The 14889-nt window shown below is 65.1% G+C and carries 16 protein-coding genes; 10 read left to right on the forward strand and 6 right to left on the reverse strand.

The features are described 5' to 3' along the window. Positions 1–316: 316 nt before the first annotated feature. Positions 317–703 carry a MerR family transcriptional regulator gene (locus ACP26O_RS24150; protein WP_175666088.1) on the reverse strand — a complete coding sequence of 129 codons (387 nt, stop codon included), beginning with the start codon at positions 701–703 and terminating at the stop codon, positions 317–319. A gap of 86 nt (positions 704–789) precedes the next feature. Here ACP26O_RS24150 and ACP26O_RS24155 point away from each other — a divergent pair, with 86 nt between their 5' ends. Next, positions 790–1698 carry an alpha/beta fold hydrolase gene (locus ACP26O_RS24155; RefSeq protein ID WP_175666089.1) on the forward strand — a complete coding sequence of 303 codons (909 nt, stop codon included), beginning with the start codon at positions 790–792 and terminating at the stop codon, positions 1696–1698. Between the two features lie 28 nt (positions 1699–1726). On the opposite strand, the gene ACP26O_RS24160 is transcribed toward ACP26O_RS24155, so the two are convergent. The 4 genes from ACP26O_RS24160 to ACP26O_RS24175 all read right to left on the reverse strand — a co-directional run bounded on the left by ACP26O_RS24160 (position 1727) and on the right by ACP26O_RS24175 (position 5290). Next, a complete protein-coding gene (locus ACP26O_RS24160; RefSeq protein ID WP_175666090.1) occupies positions 1727–2299 on the reverse strand; it encodes a PAS and helix-turn-helix domain-containing protein in 573 nt (190 codons plus the stop codon). An 82-nt stretch (positions 2300–2381) separates the two neighbouring features. Further along, entirely contained in the window at positions 2382–2906 is a 525-nt protein-coding gene (locus ACP26O_RS24165) for a DUF5943 domain-containing protein (RefSeq protein ID WP_175666091.1), read from the reverse strand. A gap of 26 nt (positions 2907–2932) precedes the next feature. Then, positions 2933–3904 carry a dipeptidase gene (locus tag ACP26O_RS24170; protein WP_175666092.1) on the reverse strand — a complete coding sequence of 324 codons (972 nt, stop codon included), beginning with the start codon at positions 3902–3904 and terminating at the stop codon, positions 2933–2935. Positions 3905–3943: 39 nt separating this feature from the next. Continuing rightward, a complete protein-coding gene (locus ACP26O_RS24175) occupies positions 3944–5290 on the reverse strand; it encodes an MFS transporter (RefSeq protein WP_126226517.1) in 1347 nt (448 codons plus the stop codon). A 347-nt stretch (positions 5291–5637) separates the two neighbouring features. On the opposite strand from ACP26O_RS24175, the gene ACP26O_RS24180 reads away from it, so the two are divergent. From ACP26O_RS24180 to ACP26O_RS24220, 9 genes are all read left to right on the forward strand, one after another. Further along, complete coding sequence (locus tag ACP26O_RS24180; protein WP_175666093.1) at positions 5638–6837, forward strand: PLP-dependent aminotransferase family protein; 1200 nt, start codon at positions 5638–5640, stop codon at positions 6835–6837. A gap of 10 nt (positions 6838–6847) precedes the next feature. Continuing rightward, on the forward strand, positions 6848–7036 hold the full coding sequence (locus tag ACP26O_RS24185) for a hypothetical protein (protein ID WP_175666094.1): 189 nt from the start codon (positions 6848–6850) through the stop codon (positions 7034–7036). A 109-nt stretch (positions 7037–7145) separates the two neighbouring features. After that, positions 7146–7742 (forward strand): pyridoxamine 5'-phosphate oxidase family protein, encoded by a 597-nt coding sequence (locus tag ACP26O_RS24190; RefSeq protein WP_175666095.1) that lies wholly within the window; start codon positions 7146–7148, stop codon positions 7740–7742. 173 nt (positions 7743–7915) lie between these two features. Continuing rightward, positions 7916–9193 carry an epoxide hydrolase family protein gene (locus tag ACP26O_RS24195; RefSeq protein WP_006749613.1) on the forward strand — a complete coding sequence of 426 codons (1278 nt, stop codon included), beginning with the start codon at positions 7916–7918 and terminating at the stop codon, positions 9191–9193. A gap of 312 nt (positions 9194–9505) precedes the next feature. Continuing rightward, the gene (locus ACP26O_RS24200) at positions 9506–10546 is read left to right on the forward strand and encodes an alpha/beta fold hydrolase (RefSeq protein WP_175666096.1); all 1041 of its coding nucleotides are present in this window, start codon (positions 9506–9508) and stop codon (positions 10544–10546) included. Then, entirely contained in the window at positions 10546–11082 is a 537-nt protein-coding gene (locus ACP26O_RS24205) for a cytochrome P460 family protein (RefSeq protein WP_175666097.1), read from the forward strand. Before ACP26O_RS24200 ends, ACP26O_RS24205 begins: the two co-directional genes overlap by 1 nt. A gap of 277 nt (positions 11083–11359) precedes the next feature. Next, positions 11360–11701 (forward strand): DUF4148 domain-containing protein, encoded by a 342-nt coding sequence (locus tag ACP26O_RS24210; protein WP_012365340.1) that lies wholly within the window; start codon positions 11360–11362, stop codon positions 11699–11701. 82 nt (positions 11702–11783) lie between these two features. Then, positions 11784–12575 (forward strand): alpha/beta fold hydrolase, encoded by a 792-nt coding sequence (locus tag ACP26O_RS24215; RefSeq protein ID WP_012365341.1) that lies wholly within the window; start codon positions 11784–11786, stop codon positions 12573–12575. A 106-nt stretch (positions 12576–12681) separates the two neighbouring features. After that, positions 12682–14085: an amidase family protein gene (locus tag ACP26O_RS24220; RefSeq protein WP_175666098.1), complete on the forward strand. Its 1404-nt coding sequence runs from the start codon at positions 12682–12684 to the stop codon at positions 14083–14085. Between the two features lie 150 nt (positions 14086–14235). On the opposite strand, the gene ACP26O_RS24225 is transcribed toward ACP26O_RS24220, so the two are convergent. Further along, the gene (locus tag ACP26O_RS24225; protein ID WP_175666099.1) at positions 14236–14850 is read right to left on the reverse strand and encodes a LysE family translocator; all 615 of its coding nucleotides are present in this window, start codon (positions 14848–14850) and stop codon (positions 14236–14238) included. Between the last annotated feature and the right edge of the window lie 39 nt (positions 14851–14889).

A 14889-nucleotide genomic window follows, 5' to 3' on the forward strand; every position in this document is an offset into this window, starting at 1 on the left:
ATTTTGCTCGGCGAAGTCGGGGTGTGAAAGCGATGCGGCAGCTGGCCGAAGATGCTTGTTAGCGGTCGTATGGCGCGGAGGATTAGAGGACGGGTTTGGGTCGGAAAGCGCCGTTCGTCTCCCCACAGCTAGCGGACCCTGAACGTCTGCAACTTAGCAGAGAGAAGCCGTTCCGCCGGCGCTCGTTGTCGCTCAACTCGGCACGGAAGAATACAACGGCCGTTCGCGTAGACCTTTGCTAGAAGAAGTCAGCGCAGAATGCGACGGTTCGACGATTGACTCGTGTGCCGCAGGTTCATCCATTCGAACGCACGTCTCACTCGACCGGCGGAACCGCGCCTTCTGACAAGGTTTTGACGAGCCTCTTGCGACGTCGTTCGAGATCCGCGATCTGACGATCGATAGCTTCGAGGCGTTGCCGCTGGATATCGGTGATCTGGTCGCACGAACGCGCGCCTTCGATCAGAAGCATGCAGTCCGGGAAGCCGAGAATGTCTTCAATGGTGAAACCGGTCGCGATCATGCGCCGGATCTGCTTGACCTGCGTGACCGCCCTGTCGGGGAACATCCGGTATCCATTGTCCGCGCGCACCGACGCGAGCAAACCGTGTTTGTCGTAGTGACGGATCGATCGCACGCTTACGCCGGTGCGTTGCGAAACTTCTCCGATAGTCAGCAGTTCCTTCGAGGGCATCTTGTTCATGAAAAGCAGACTAGCACAAAGCGCTTGACTCTGACATTAGTGTCAGGGTTCAGAATGGCCGGACGATTCACCTTGAGGCCTTCTTCATGCTCACCCGAATGCTCAGATACCTGCTGGCCGCCGCAGTCTCCGCGGCAACGTTATTTGCGGCGATACCTGCTACGGTCGCTGCTCCGACAAGCTATATGGTTACATCGAAGGATGGTGTAAGGCTTTCGGTTCAGGAAAGCGGCAACCCCAACGGCCCACCAGTCATTTTCATTCACGGCTTGCTTGGCAGTCGCCTGAACTGGGAAGCGCAAGTGCAAAGCCCCGAATTGCGCGAATACCGGATCATCACCTACGATCTGCGCGGCCACGGCCTGTCGGATAAACCATCTGGCGCCACGCCGTATCACGATGGACGCCGGTGGGCCGACGACCTCGAAGCAGTCATCGACGGCTCGCATGCGAGAAAACCCGTTGTGGTGGGTTGGTCGCTTGGCGGTGTGGTGATATCGAACTACCTCGCAACGTATGGCGATGACAACATCGCCGGCGCCGTATACGTCGATGGTGTCGTCGAACTCGCGCCGGGTCAGATCGTTGATCATCCCGCGGTCTATCGGGACATGAATTCGCCGGACCTGAAAACACATCTCGATGGCGAGCGTACCTTCATTGGGCTGTGCTTTAACCGTCGTCCGGATGCCGACACTTTCAGCCGATTGCTCGCCAACGCCGCGCTGGCATCGTGGGACATGCAGAAGGAAATTCCGACGATGACGGTGTTTGCCGCCGAGGCGCTCAGCAAGACACGCGTGCCGTTGCTATTCATATACGGCGGCCGCGATGCGCTGGTCGACACGCCCACGACGCTGGCTCGCGCGACGGCGTTGAATCCTCGCATCCAGAGCAAAGTGTACGTCGATGCGGGTCACGCACCGTTCATCGAGGAACCCGATCGCTTCAATCACGATCTGGCGGAGTTCGTCAGGTCGGCGTCCGGGAAATGAAGCACTGATGCTTTGACCCGCACGCACTTCACGCCAGCAAGCACGCGATCAGATCATGCGTCGTGCGCACCTCGTACTTCCGCAGCAAGCTCGCGCGATGGATGTCGACCGTGCGCGGGCTGATGTTCAGCTCCTTGCCGATTTCCTTGCTCGTCAGGCCGTGAACCAGGAATGCCGCGACGTCGCGCTCGCGATCGGTCAGCGTGCTCGTGACGTCGGGATGCTTTGCGCTCTCCGACAGATCGGTGAAGGTCCACACGGCCAGCTCGAACGGCCGCTTCGAGTTGTATCCGAAGCCGCACACGGTGACCCAGAAATGGCTGCCGTCGACACGGCGCATGATGCGATCGTCGCTGAACCCGGCATGTTTCGCGAGCAGCGGCGCGAGGCGCCGGCCGGTCGTAGCGAAGTCCTTCTGCTGCGGGTACAGCTTCGCGAACGACTGGTCGATGATGTCGTCGCGGGTCGCCCTGAACAGTTGCAGCGCCATCTCGTTGCACTCGACCATGATCCGCTCCCTGGCCACGATCGCCGCGACGGGCAGATGTCGGAAGAGATCTTCGTAATCGAGACGGGGCGTCGTGTCGGTCATGTTCGGCATCGTGTCGACGGGCCCGAACCGCGTTCGGACCAAGGCTATCGGGCAGGTTCGCTCCTGCCGGATTGTAGCGCTTGCCGAACACTCATCCGACTTGAAAGACGCAGCACTCGTGTCCTTCGCCCGCGCACTGGACTTCGGCCGAGTGCGCGCGCGGGCCCTTGGCAGCCGGGTCGGCCGCGGTGTCGTTGACCCAGTCCATCGCACCGGCGAACCAGCCCGCGAACATGTAGCACAGCTTGCCGTGCTTGTCGGGCTGGGCCAGGACGAACGACGAATGGTGCAGATGGATGCGCGCATGCGACGTTGCCGGATCGGCCTCGACGAGGGTGAACAAGCCCCAGCCGCGCTGCGACAGCCGCTTCAGATAATGCTCGAACACGGCCATGCCGCCGATTCCGTGCTGCGTCGCTTCCTTGTCGCACCAGTGATAGGCCGACTTGTAGCCGGCCGTGTAGAGAATCGACGCATAGGCTTCGCGGCCGAGCGCCTGTTCGACAGCGACATGATTGTTCGTGAAGAAGTGGCGCGGCACGTACAGCATCGGCAGCGCGTCGGTCGTCCAGACACCGGTATCCGGATCGACGTCGATGGGCAGTTGCGGGTGCATGGCGGGTGCGTTGATATTTGGGGAATTCAACCGTTCCAGACTTCCCCGAATACCCGCAGCCAGTTTTCGCCCATCACCTTCTTGATGCGCGATTCGCTCCAGCCGGCACGCTGCATCGCGGCCGTGAGGTTCGGGAATTCGCCGATCGTTCGGATACCTTGCGGATTGACGACCTTGCCGAAGTCCGTCAGACGACGATAGCGGCCCTTGTCGTGCGTGATCCAGTCGAAGAACTCGGTGCTGTAGCCCTGCGTGAAGTCCGTGCCGATACCGACTTTGTCTTCGCCGATCACGTCGATCACGTATTCGATCGCTTCGAGATAATCGTCGATCGTCGCGTCGGCACCGCGCCGCAGGAACGGCATGAACATCGTGACGCCCACGAAGCCGTTGGCCTCCGCGATCTCGCGCAGTTGATCGTCCGTCTTGTTGCGCGGATGCTCTTTCAGGCCGGACGGGCAGCAGTGCGAGTAGGTGACCGGCTTCTTCGAACAGGCGATCGCGTCGGACGACGTCTTCGCGCCGACGTGCGAAAGATCCACCATGATGCCGACCCGGTTCATCTCCTGAATCACTTCGCGGCCATAGCCGGACAATCCGCCGTCCGGTTCGTAGGAGCCCGTGCCGACGAGGTTCTGCGTGTTGTAGCAGAGCTGCACCACGTTCACGCCGAGTTCCTTGAACACTTCGATGTAGCCGAGGTTGTCCTCGAACGCATACGAGTTCTGGAAGCCGAAGATGATGCCCGTCTTGTTCTCTTTCTTCGCGCGCAGGATGTCGTCCGTCGTGCGCACCAGCGTGAGGATTTCACTGTATTCGCGGATGTGCTGCTTCATTTCCGCGATGTTGTCGATCGTCTTCTGGAAGTCGTCCCACACGGAGACCGTGCAGTTGACGGCCGTGACGCCGCCCTTGCGCATGTCTTCGAACACCGAGCGCTCGAACTTGGAAATGTTCAGGCCGTCGATGATGATGCTGGATTCATGAAGGCTGGTCATCGTGTCGCTCCGTGTGTTGATGTTGTGCGGGACGGCCGCTCAAACGGCGCGTTCGACGCCGCGCTTCGCGGACTGGGCGGCTCTCCCCGTTGCCGGGCCGGCTTCCTCGAGTGCCGTCTTCGACGTTTCCGGCAGCGACAGACCGCCGATCATCGCGAAGATCGACACGGCGATCAGGTAGTACGCAGGCGACAGGTTGGTTCCGGTCGCGGAGATCAGCCACGTGGCGACGAGCGGGGCGGTGCCGCCGAAGATCGTGTACGCAAGGTTGTACGTGATCGCGGACGCCGTATAGCGGGTTTTCGTCGCGAACACTTCCGACATCAACGGCGCCGTCACCACGCCCGAGAACACAGCGCCGATCGCGAGCAGCGCGACGCCGAGCAGCGAGTGCGACAACACGCCCGAGCCGCCCAGCGAGAAGGCCGGATACACCGACACGATGATGAAGATGCCGGTCGTGGCGATCGTCGCGCGGCGGCCGACGAGGTCGGAGAAGAGGCCGGCGACCGGGCACAATGCCGCGGCGAAGAGGAGAGCCAGCACCGTGACGAGGAGCGACGTGCCGCGCGACAGGTGCCCGGCCACTTGCAGGTAGGTCGCGAAATACGTGGTGAACGTGTAGAAGGACAGCGCCGTCACCGACACGAACGCGCCGAGCTTCAGGATATTCCTTGATTGCGAATGCAGCGTTTCCATCAGAGGGGCGTGCGCGATGTCGTGCTTGCCTTCGAGCGCCTGGAACGCGGGCGTTTCATTCAGGTTGACGCGCAGGTAGACGCCGATGAGGCCGACCGGCGCCGCGATCAGGAACGGCACGCGCCAGCCCCACTCGATCATCGCCTGCGACGACAGCGACGACTCGAGCAGATAGGCGACCACCGCCGCACAGGCAAACGACGAGAACGTCGATACCGGCACGAAGCTGCCGAAGAATGCGCGGCGGCGGCGCGGCGCATGTTCCATCACGTACGCGCATGCGCCGGCGTATTCGCCGCCGGCGGAAAATCCCTGCACGCAGCGGATGATCGTGAGCAGCAACGGCGCCCAGTAGCCGATGCTCGCGTAGGTCGGCAGCAGGCCGATCAACGTCGTCGAGCCGGCCATCATCAGAATCGTCAGCGCAAGCGTGCGCTTGCGGCCGATCCGGTCGCCGATGACGCCGAAGATGAGCCCGCCGAGCGGGCGGAATGCGAAGGCCACCGCGAAGACGGCGAATGTCTTCAGGAGTCCGATCGTCGGATCGCCGCTCGGGAAGAATTCGCGGGTCAGGATGGTGGCGAGAAAGCCGTATGCGGCGAAATCGAACCATTCGACGAAATTGCCGATCGACGCTGCAGCGATCACGCGTCGTAACGTTCTGGTGTCGACGTCCTGGGTGGTCATGGTCGTGTCCTCTTCGTGTGGGGCGCTTTGGGTCGCGTCGAAACCCATGGTAGGGAGGACAATTACCTAGGTCTATACGTGTCAATTACCTAGGTAATCGGGGGCGGGGTGGGGGCGTGCGGGCCGATGTCAGGTAGCTATTTACCGGAAGAGAACCTGAACATCGGCGCAAACCCGCCGCCAATTAATGACCAAACCGCAAGACCTAGTGCATAGATATCGTTTGCGGCGGCGTTAATGACTATCGACAATCGTGGCTCGAATTCCCGCCCATGCGCCAGAAGCGCCCTGGGCGGGCGGCACCTGTCGGCTATCCCGGCCGTCCGTGCGATCCAGCTCACGACGACATGTACGCGTTTACGCCCTCATTCCAGAATCCTGCCGGTTCGCCGATCCGCGAGCTGTTCAAGTACCTCTCCGAGCCGGGGATGATTTCGTTCGCGGGCGGCTATCCGGCCAGCGACCTGTTCGACGTCGACGGCCTGAACACGGCCGCCGAACGCGCGTACGCCCAGCCGGTGCGCTGCCTGCAATACGGCCCGACCGACGGCCTTGCCGAACTGAAGCAGCAACTGATTGCGTTGATGGCGCGCCGCAACGTCGCGTGCACACCGGCCGAACTGCTCGTCACGACCGGCTCGCAGCAGGGCCTCGACCTGCTGCTGCGCGTGATGGTCGCGTCGGGCGACGTCGTGCTGACCGAACAGCCCGCTTATCCGGCGACGCTGTCGGCGATGCGTCTGCAGCAAGCGCGCATCGTCACGATCCCGGTCGACGGTGAAGGCCTCGACGTCGACCGCCTCGCGTCGCAACTCGCGTCCGGCGCGATCGCGCAGCCGAAACTGCTCTACACCGTCCCGACCTTCGCGAACCCGACCGGCGCGACGCTCACGCGCGAACGCCGGCTGAAGCTGCTGCGTCTCGCGGTGCAATACCGTTTCCTGATCATCGAGGACGATCCTTACGGCGACCTGCGTTTCGCGGGCGAACCGGTGCCGTCGATGCTCGCGCTCGCGAACGAAGTCGAAGGCGCGCGCGACTGGATCGTGCATTTCGCGAGCCTGTCGAAAATCGTCGCGCCCGGGCTGCGCGTGGGCTGGACGATCGCGCCGGCCGAGATCGCGCGACGCTGCGTGATCGCGAAGCAGACGGTCGACCTGTGCAGCACGCCGTGGACGCAAGCGACCGCCGCCGAATATCTCGCCGACGGCGCGCTCGAACGCCATCTGCCGCGCATCACGGCGGCCTACCAGCGCAAATGCGACGCGATGTGCGACGCACTGCACGACGGTTTCGGCGATGCGATCACGTTCCATCGCCCCGAAGGCGGGATGTTCGTGTGGGCGCGGATTGGCGCGGTATCGTCGGACGTGCTGCTGCAACAGGCGATCGCGAACAAGGTCGTCTTCGTGCCGGGCAAGGCGTTCTTCGCGGACAACGTCGACCCTGCATCGCTGCGGCTGTCGTTCGCCGCGCCCGACGTCGACGCGATCCGGGAAGGCGTGGCGCGCCTGGTGCGCGCATATGGTGCGGCGCTGGCCGCGTGAGGAGACACACATGAACATCGTCATCAATGACACCGCATGGCTGGATGAAGCGCCGGGCATGGCCGATATCCGTCCCGTCGAGCACAAGTCGTCGCAGATCGGCGCGGGGCCGCAATACGTCGCGGACGTGCTCGGCCGCTTCGGCGCGGATTGGACCGACACGAGCGACGCCGCACCGGTCGTCCTCGGCTATAACTGAACCGCGCGGCGGCGGGTTTGCAACGGATATCGTGGGCGCGTCGCGAGCTTCGCCACTGAAGAAACGGTTAAGCTAGCGCGACCGAATCCCGCAAGATCGCCGCGCCATCATGTCCGATCCCGCTTCCGAATCGCTCACGCAAACCTACGACCGTCTCTGGTCGTGCCTCGAGTCCGGCGTCGGCACGCAGCGCTCGCCGTTCACGATGATGCAGGCCGCGACGCTCGGCCTCGACGGCGCGCCGAAGGTGCGCACGATCGTGTTGCGGCAAGTGAGCCGCGCCGATCGTCTGCTGGCGTTCCATACGGATGCGCGGTCGGAGAAGGTGGCGGAGCTGCGCCGCGATCCTCGCATCGCCGTCGTCGCGAACGATCTCGACGCGCTCGTGCAGATTCGCGCGGAAGGCGTCGCATCGATCTGCGACGACGAAGCGCAACGGCGCGCGATCTGGCAATCGAGCCGTCCGCATACGTTGCTGCTGTATCGCGCACCGTTGCGGCCGGGCACGCCGATCGAGTCGCCTGAAGAAGCGCACGTCACGCCCAGCCCGGGCGACGCCCCCACCGACGACGGCTATCGGAACTTCTGCCTCGTCCACGTCACGGTAACGCGCATCGACTGGCTCGAACTTGCCCGCAGCGGTCATCGCCGTGCGATCTTCGACGTGACCGACGACGGCTACGAAGGCCGCTGGATCGCCCCCTGACGTCGACGTTCGCCCGCCCGCTACAAACGGGTACAAATCAGACACATCCCGGATACATCAGACCTTTCAAATGGGTGAACGCCGCGTGAACGCCGCGTGCCCGAATGAAAGCGAAGGCGCGCCCGGGCGCGCGGCATGTTCACTTTCAACCTCACGAAAGGAGATGCCGAGCGATGTCTTCCACACCGTTTTCCCCGATGCGTCGGCACCTGCTGGCCACGTCCGTGGCCGCGGGTGTATCCGCGATGCTGCCCACCGCGCTGCATGCGGCAACCGGCGACACCGGCATACGCCCGTTCACCGCCCATATCCCCGATGACGCACTGGTCGACCTGCGCCGTCGCATCACCGCGACACGCTGGCCGGGCCGCGAGACCGTCGCCGACGAATCGCAGGGCGTGCGGCTCGCGCGCATGCAGGCGCTGCTGCGCTACTGGGGCACCGACTACGACTGGCGCAAAGGCGAGGCGCGCCTGAACGGCTTCCCGATGTTCATCACGGAAATCGACGGGCTCGACATTCATTTCATCCACGTCAGGTCGCGGCACGCGAATGCGATGCCGATGATCATGACGCACGGCTGGCCCGGTTCGGTCTTCGAGCTGGTGAAGGCGATCGGCCCGCTGACCGATCCGACCGCGCACGGTGCGAGTGCCGACGACGCGTTCCACGTCGTCGTGCCGTCGCTGCCGGGCTTCGGTTTCTCGGGCCGCCCGACGAAGACGGGCTGGGGCTCCGACCACATCGCGCGCGCATGGGGCGAGCTGATGGCGCGCCTCGGCTATACGCGCTTCGTGTCGCAGGGCGGCGACTGCGGCTCGGTGATCTCGCACCGGATGGCGATGCAGCGCGTGCAGGGCCTGGCCGGGATTCACGTGAACATGCCGGCGACGGTGCCGCCGGACATCGCGACGCTGCTCCAGGTCGACGCGCCGGCCCCGGCATCGCTGTCGCCGAAGGAGAAGGCCGCGTACGAGAAGCTCGCGACGTTCTATCGCGACAACTGCGGCTACTCGGCGATGATGGTCACGCGTCCGCAGACGGTCGGCTACGCGCTGGCCGATTCGCCGTCGGGGCAGGCCGCGTGGATGTACGACAAGATCTCGCAGTGGACGTACAGCGGCGGCGTACCCGAACGTTCAATTCCGCGCGACGAGATTCTCGACGATATTTCGTTGTACTGGCTGACCAACACGGCGACGTCCTCCGCGCAGATCTACTGGGAGGATCACTCGAACAACTTCAACGCGGTGGACATCTCGCTGCCGGCCGCGATTACGGTGTTTCCCGGCGAGATCTATCAGGCGCCGCGCAGCTGGGCCGAGCGCAGCTATCACAACCTGATCTACTTCAACGAAGTCGACAAGGGCGGCCATTTCGCGGCATGGGAAGAGCCGGAGCTGTTCGCACGCGAAGTGCGTGCCGGGTTCCGGCCGTTGCGTCGCGCGTAAGCGCGGCTCGACGGGCGCGCGCGGGCCGGTTGCGATGCCGGCCTGCGTCCGTTGCCGCATCGGTGCAAGCGGGCGCGTGTGTTGCGCGGCCCCCGAAACGCATCGCGTCGCGGGCGTTTTTTGAATCGCTCTGTGTCGTATCCGAACACAGATACGTTGGGATACAAAGCGTCTGAATGGTTCGGATATAAATCCGGTGAAGCGATTCACACGGCGGCGCGGAGCGATGCGCGGCCTGCGTGAACGGCGATACCGGAGCGCCCGCACCTGCCGTGGGCCCCTTACTTAGCGATCGACAATGGAGAACCAGTCATGCCTGATACCGTGAATAGCCGCCGCCGCCTGATCCTGGGTACGACAATCGCAAGCCTGAGCCTCGCCGACCTCGGCTTCAGCTCGCTGGCGCACGCGCAGTCGGCGCCCGATGTACCGACGAACCGCGCGGCCGGCGCGGCGTCGCTCGGCACCATCCACCAGATCGACGCGGGCGTGCTGAACGTCGGGTATGCGGATCTCGGGCCGAAGAACGGCCCCGTCGTGTTCCTGCTGCACGGCTGGCCGTACGACATCTACAGCTACGCGGACGTCGCGCCGCTACTCACGGCGGCCGGCTATCGCGTGATCGTGCCGTACCTGCGCGGCTACGGATCGACGACGTTCCGCTCGGCCGACACGCTGCGCAACGGCCAGCAGGCGGTGACGGCCGTCGACATCGTCGCGCTGATGGATGCGCTGAAGATCGACCGTGCGATATTCGGCGGCTACGACTGGGGCGCACGCACGGCCGACGTCATCGCGGCGCTGTGGCCGCAGCGCGTGAAGGCGCTGGTGTCGGTGAGCGGCTACCTGATCGGCAGCCAGCAGGCGAACACCAAGCCGCTGCCGCCGCAGGCCGAACTCCAGTGGTGGTATCAGTTCTACTTCTCGACCGAGCGCGGCGCGCTCGGCTATGCGGAGAACCTCGATGCGTTCAACAAGCTGATCTGGCGGCTCGCATCGCCGAAGTGGCAGTTCTCCGACGAAACCTTCGCGCGCAGCGCCGCGGCGTTCCAGAATCCCGACCACGTGGCGGTCGTGATCCACAACTATCGCTGGCGCCTCGGTCTCGCGAAGGGCGAAGCGAAATACGACGACATCGAGCGGCGGCTCGCGGCCGGCCCGGTCATCACCGTGCCGACGATCACGATGGAAGGTGACGCGAACGGCGCGCCGCATCCGGCCCCGGCCGCGTATGCGAAGAAGTTCACCGGCAAGTACCAGCACCGCACGATCACCGGCGGCATCGGCCACAACCTGCCGCAGGAAGCGCCGCAGGCGTTCGCAGAGGCGATCCTGCAAGTGGAGCATCTGTGATGCGGGCGCATATCGGAGTGGTGCGTCACGGCGCGCGCCGTGCGCTCGTCGCGGGTGTGTTGCTGGTCAGTGCGTTGTCGGCGAGCGGCCCGGCCGCGTTCGCGGAGCAGCCGAAGCCGGCCGCGTCGCCGATCTACGGTGTGACGATCCCGCCCGGCTACCGGAAGTGGGAAATGGTCGCGCCGGCCGAGGAAGCGGCGCCGCTCGACGAATTGCGCGTGGTGCTCGGCAACCCTGTCGCGATGCGTGCGCTCGAAAAGTCGACGCTGCCGTTTCCGGACGGCACGATCCTCGTGAAGCTCGCGTACAAGCGCAAGCAGTCGGACGAGTTCCCGCCGGCGACCGTGCCGGGCCAGGCGACCACCGTGCAGGTGATGGTGAAGGATTCGCGTCGCTATGCGTCGACGGGCGGCTGGGGCTTCGGCCGCTTCATCAACGGCGTGCCGGCCGATATCGGTCAGCACCAGACGTGCTTTGCGTGTCACCAGGCGCGCGTGAAGAATCACGACTATGTGTTCACGCGGTTGGCGCCGTGACGTGATTTGACGGGATCGGCTTGACGGAAGGGCGTGCCGCGCGAGGCACGCCTTTTTTTGTCGTGCGGGATGACGGGAGATGGATCCGCATGCGGGTTTGTATCGCACTGTGTCTGCGGCCCCTTCTGAAAAACTGGCATGCAGGAAGCACCGGTTTCGGAAACATGCCGGATACGTGGGCGGGTTCTACTGTCGACATGCAGGAAACATTCGATGCCAGCCATCTGGATCGGATGCCGAATGATCGATACACCCACTTCCTTCTAGGAGAACACTCATGAAAGTCGCTCGAATCCTCGCCGTTGCCGTCCTCGCTTCGATCCCCGCATTGTCGTTCGCCGATACCGGCCACGGCCTCACGCGTGCCGATGTGCGCGCCGATCTCGTCCGGCTCGAGAAGGCCGGCTACAGCCCGGCCAGCGGCGAAGCCAACTACCCGGACGATATCGCTGCCGCGGAGAACGCCGTTGCCGCGCAGCAGGTCGCGCGCTCGGACCAGAACGGTCCGTCGAAGTCGCAGGGCGACAACGTCGCCGCCGCATCGGTGCCGGCCGCCCGCTACGCCGCAGCCGGCGACGCACGCACGGATGCCGCCAACGGCCTGTACGCGCATTCGTGATCCGCTGCCGCGCCTGCCGAGCGCCGGCGCGGCCGCAACGTAAACATTTCAGATGTACAACACGACAGGAAGGAGCAAGACGATGGTCGGTTTGACGAAACGGGTGCTGGTGTCCGCGGCGGTGCTTGGCGGGTTGTTCGGTGCGGTCGCGGCGCAAGCTGCGCCGAAGGAGGACCTGAAGGGCACGAACGTCGTGCTGGTGCACGGCGCGTTCGCCGACGGGTCGAGCTGGAACCGCGTGATTCCGCTGCTCGAGGCGCGCGGCCTGCATGTCGTAGCGGTGCAGAATCCGCTCAGCTCGCTCGCCGACGATGCCGCCGCGACGAAGCGCGCGATCGACGAGCAGAAGGGGCCCGTCGTGCTGGTCGGCCATTCGTGGGCCGGCGTCGTGATCAGCGATGCGGGCAACGACGACAAGGTGAAGTCGCTCGTCTACGTCGCCGCGTTCGCGCCGGACAACGGCCAGTCGATCGCCGACGTCACGCAGGGGCTGCCGGCGCCGGCATGGGCCGGCGAGCTGCGCAAGGACACGGGCGGTTTCGCGACGCTGTCGGACAAGGCGATCGCGCAGGATTTCGCGCCGGACCTGTCGCCCGCGCAGCAGCGCGTCGTCGCGGCGACGCAAGGGCCGTGGTACGGTGGCTGTATTTCGCAGAAGGTCACGCAGGCCGCGTGGCATGAGAAGCCGTCGACGTTCGTCGTCGCGACGCAGGACCGGATGATCGATCCGAAGCTGCAGGAAACGATGGCGAAGCGGATCGGCGCGACGGTCGCGCGCGTGAACGGCAGCCACGTCGCGATGTTGAGCCAGCCGAAGGCCGTGGCCGACGCGATCATCGCGGCCGCGGAGCGTGCGAAGCACGATACGCAGTAAGCGATGCGGCGCCGCGATGCGAATGGCGCGCGGCGCCTCCTTCCGGCCATCCGCCTCGAAGGAAGTCCCGTTGGGGGCATGGCGGAGTTTCTCGGAGCACATTCTGATGACGCAGCAACTCTGGCAACTATCGGCGACTGAAATCGCGAAGCGGGTGCGGCAACGTGAAGTGTCCGCGCGGGAAGTGGCGGATGCGACGCTGGCCCGTCTCGATGCGGTGAACCCGGCGATCAACGCGGTGGTCGAGCATCGCCCCGACGACGTGCGGCGCCAAGCCGACGAAGTCGATCGCGCGATCGCGCGCGGCGACGATCCGGGGCCGCTCGCCGGCGTGCCCGTGACCGTGAAGATCAACGTCGACGTCGCGGAATTCGCGACGACCAACGGTACGCGCCTGCAGGAAAACCTGATCGCGAGCGCCGACAGTCCGTCGGTCTCGAACCTGAGAAAGGCCGGCGCGGTGCTGCTCGGCCGCACCAATTCGCCGACGTTCGCGCTGCGCTGGTTCACGTCGAATCTCGTGCACGGCCATACGTACAATCCGCGCAATCGGTCGCTGACGCCGGGCGGATCGAGCGGCGGCGCGGCGGCTGCCGTGGCCGCCGGGATCGGCCCGCTCGCGATCGGCACCGACATCGGCGGCTCGGTGCGTTACCCGGCCTATGCATGCGGCGTGCACGGCATCCGGCCGTCGCTCGGACGCGTGCCGGCGTTCAATGCGTCGTCGCCCGAGCGTGCGATCGGCGCGCAGTTGATGTCGACGACGGGGCCGATCGCGCGCACGATCGACGATCTCGCGCTGGCGCTGCGAGCGTTCGCCGCGCCGGACCCGCGCGACCCGTGGTACGTGTCGGTGCCGTTCGAAGGCCGCGCGGTGCCGAAGCGAGCGGCGCTGTGCGTGCGGCCGGGCGGCCTGCAGGTCGTGCCCGAAGTCGAGGCTGCGTTGCGCGATGCCGCGCGCCGGCTCGTCGATGCAGGGTGGACCGTCGATGAAATCGACGATACGCCGCCGATGCGCGAGGCCGCGTTGTTGCAGGAGCAGCTCTGGCTTGGCGACGGATTCGACGCGTTGACCAATGCGGTCGAGAGCGACGGCGATCCGGGCGCGGCCGCGGTGATCGCGGCTGTGCGCGGCAAGGTGCGCGATCTGCCGGCCGACGTGATCAGCCGCGCACTCGTGCGGCGTACGACGCTGACGCGGCAATGGCGGCTGTTTCTCGATGAATACGCGGTGCTGCTGCTGCCTGTGTCGTCGGAGTTGCCGTTCCCCGACGATCTCGACAGGCAAGGACCGGAAGGGTTCGAGCGCGTATGGGAGGCGCAGCTCACGCTGCGTGCGCTGCCGGCGATGGGGCTACCCGGGCTGGCGGTGACGACTGGGATCGTCAATGACGTGCCGGTTGGTGTGCAGGTGGTCGCCGCGCATCATCGCGAGGATTTGTGCCTGCTTGCCGGGCGCGACATCGAGGCGCGCGGCGCGGCGGTGACGGTGGTCGATCCGATCGTTTGAGGCGGCGACGGGCGTGGTGCGTCGGCGATGCACCGCGTCCGTCGGGATCGTTATTCAGGAAGCTATGCCTGTGTCCGTATCAGGAGCGGGGATGCGGCGAAAGCAGTTTCCATTCATCGTGTTCGCGGGCTGCGTCCACGACAACGCCGCTCAACGCCCCGTCAACATCCGCCCGCCAAGCCCCATCAGCAGCAGTCCGGCTGTCGTATCGAGCACGGCCTTGCGCTTGATCAGCAGCCGGCGCACGAACGGATGCGACGCGAGCAGCGCCATCGTGCAATACCACGCGCCCGAAATCCCGATCGACAGCGCGACGACCGTGAGATCGAACCATGCCGGTGTGTGGGTCGGCACCATCAGCGCGAAGACACTGCCGTAGAACGCGACGGCTTTCGGGTTCGTCATGCTGACCACATAGCCTTTCTTCGCGGCGTGCCAGCCGGAGGATGAAGCCGGCGCGGCGACGGACAACGGCTTGCGCGCGGTCAGCACCATTTTGAGGCCGAGCCAGATCAGGTAGGTCGCACCGGCCAGCCGCAGCGCGGTGTGCACCCATGCGACGTGGGTCACGAGCAGGCTCAGCCCGCCGATCGCGATCGCGGCCCAGGTGCCCGATGCGGCAGCGAGGCCGAGCCCGGTCATCACGCCGGCGCGGCGCTGCGCGACCGCGCTCGACGTGACGATCACGAAGTTCGGGCCGGGGCTGGCCACGCTCAGCAGCAGGACGCCGGCGAGCGGCAGCAGGGTGTTGATGGTGGTCGACATGGATTGGGGGCCCGTGACGCGGAATGGGCCTTCATCTTA

It is taken from the genome of Burkholderia sp. R-40 (assembly GCF_049942845.1).
Classification (GTDB): Bacteria; Pseudomonadota; Gammaproteobacteria; order Burkholderiales; family Burkholderiaceae; genus Burkholderia; species Burkholderia ambifaria.

Bases quoted from the DNA above. Each gene is read 5' to 3' on its own strand.
- ACP26O_RS24150 (WP_175666088.1), bottom strand. From the start codon at position 703: ATGAACAAGATGCCCTCGAAGGAACTGCTGACTATCGGAGAAGTTTCG.
- ACP26O_RS24155 (WP_175666089.1), top strand. From the start codon at position 790: ATGCTCACCCGAATGCTCAGATACCTGCTGGCCGCCGCAGTCTCCGCG.
- ACP26O_RS24160 (WP_175666090.1), bottom strand. From the start codon at position 2,299: ATGCCGAACATGACCGACACGACGCCCCGTCTCGATTACGAAGATCTC.
- ACP26O_RS24165 (WP_175666091.1), bottom strand. From the start codon at position 2,906: ATGCACCCGCAACTGCCCATCGACGTCGATCCGGATACCGGTGTCTGG.
- ACP26O_RS24170 (WP_175666092.1), bottom strand. From the start codon at position 3,904: ATGACCAGCCTTCATGAATCCAGCATCATCATCGACGGCCTGAACATT.
- ACP26O_RS24175 (WP_126226517.1), bottom strand. From the start codon at position 5,290: ATGACCACCCAGGACGTCGACACCAGAACGTTACGACGCGTGATCGCT.
- ACP26O_RS24180 (WP_175666093.1), top strand. From the start codon at position 5,638: ATGTACGCGTTTACGCCCTCATTCCAGAATCCTGCCGGTTCGCCGATC.
- ACP26O_RS24185 (WP_175666094.1), top strand. From the start codon at position 6,848: ATGAACATCGTCATCAATGACACCGCATGGCTGGATGAAGCGCCGGGC.
- ACP26O_RS24190 (WP_175666095.1), top strand. From the start codon at position 7,146: ATGTCCGATCCCGCTTCCGAATCGCTCACGCAAACCTACGACCGTCTC.
- ACP26O_RS24195 (WP_006749613.1), top strand. From the start codon at position 7,916: ATGTCTTCCACACCGTTTTCCCCGATGCGTCGGCACCTGCTGGCCACG.
- ACP26O_RS24200 (WP_175666096.1), top strand. From the start codon at position 9,506: ATGCCTGATACCGTGAATAGCCGCCGCCGCCTGATCCTGGGTACGACA.
- ACP26O_RS24205 (WP_175666097.1), top strand. From the start codon at position 10,546: ATGCGGGCGCATATCGGAGTGGTGCGTCACGGCGCGCGCCGTGCGCTC.
- ACP26O_RS24210 (WP_012365340.1), top strand. From the start codon at position 11,360: ATGAAAGTCGCTCGAATCCTCGCCGTTGCCGTCCTCGCTTCGATCCCC.
- ACP26O_RS24215 (WP_012365341.1), top strand. From the start codon at position 11,784: ATGGTCGGTTTGACGAAACGGGTGCTGGTGTCCGCGGCGGTGCTTGGC.
- ACP26O_RS24220 (WP_175666098.1), top strand. From the start codon at position 12,682: ATGACGCAGCAACTCTGGCAACTATCGGCGACTGAAATCGCGAAGCGG.
- ACP26O_RS24225 (WP_175666099.1), bottom strand. From the start codon at position 14,850: ATGTCGACCACCATCAACACCCTGCTGCCGCTCGCCGGCGTCCTGCTG.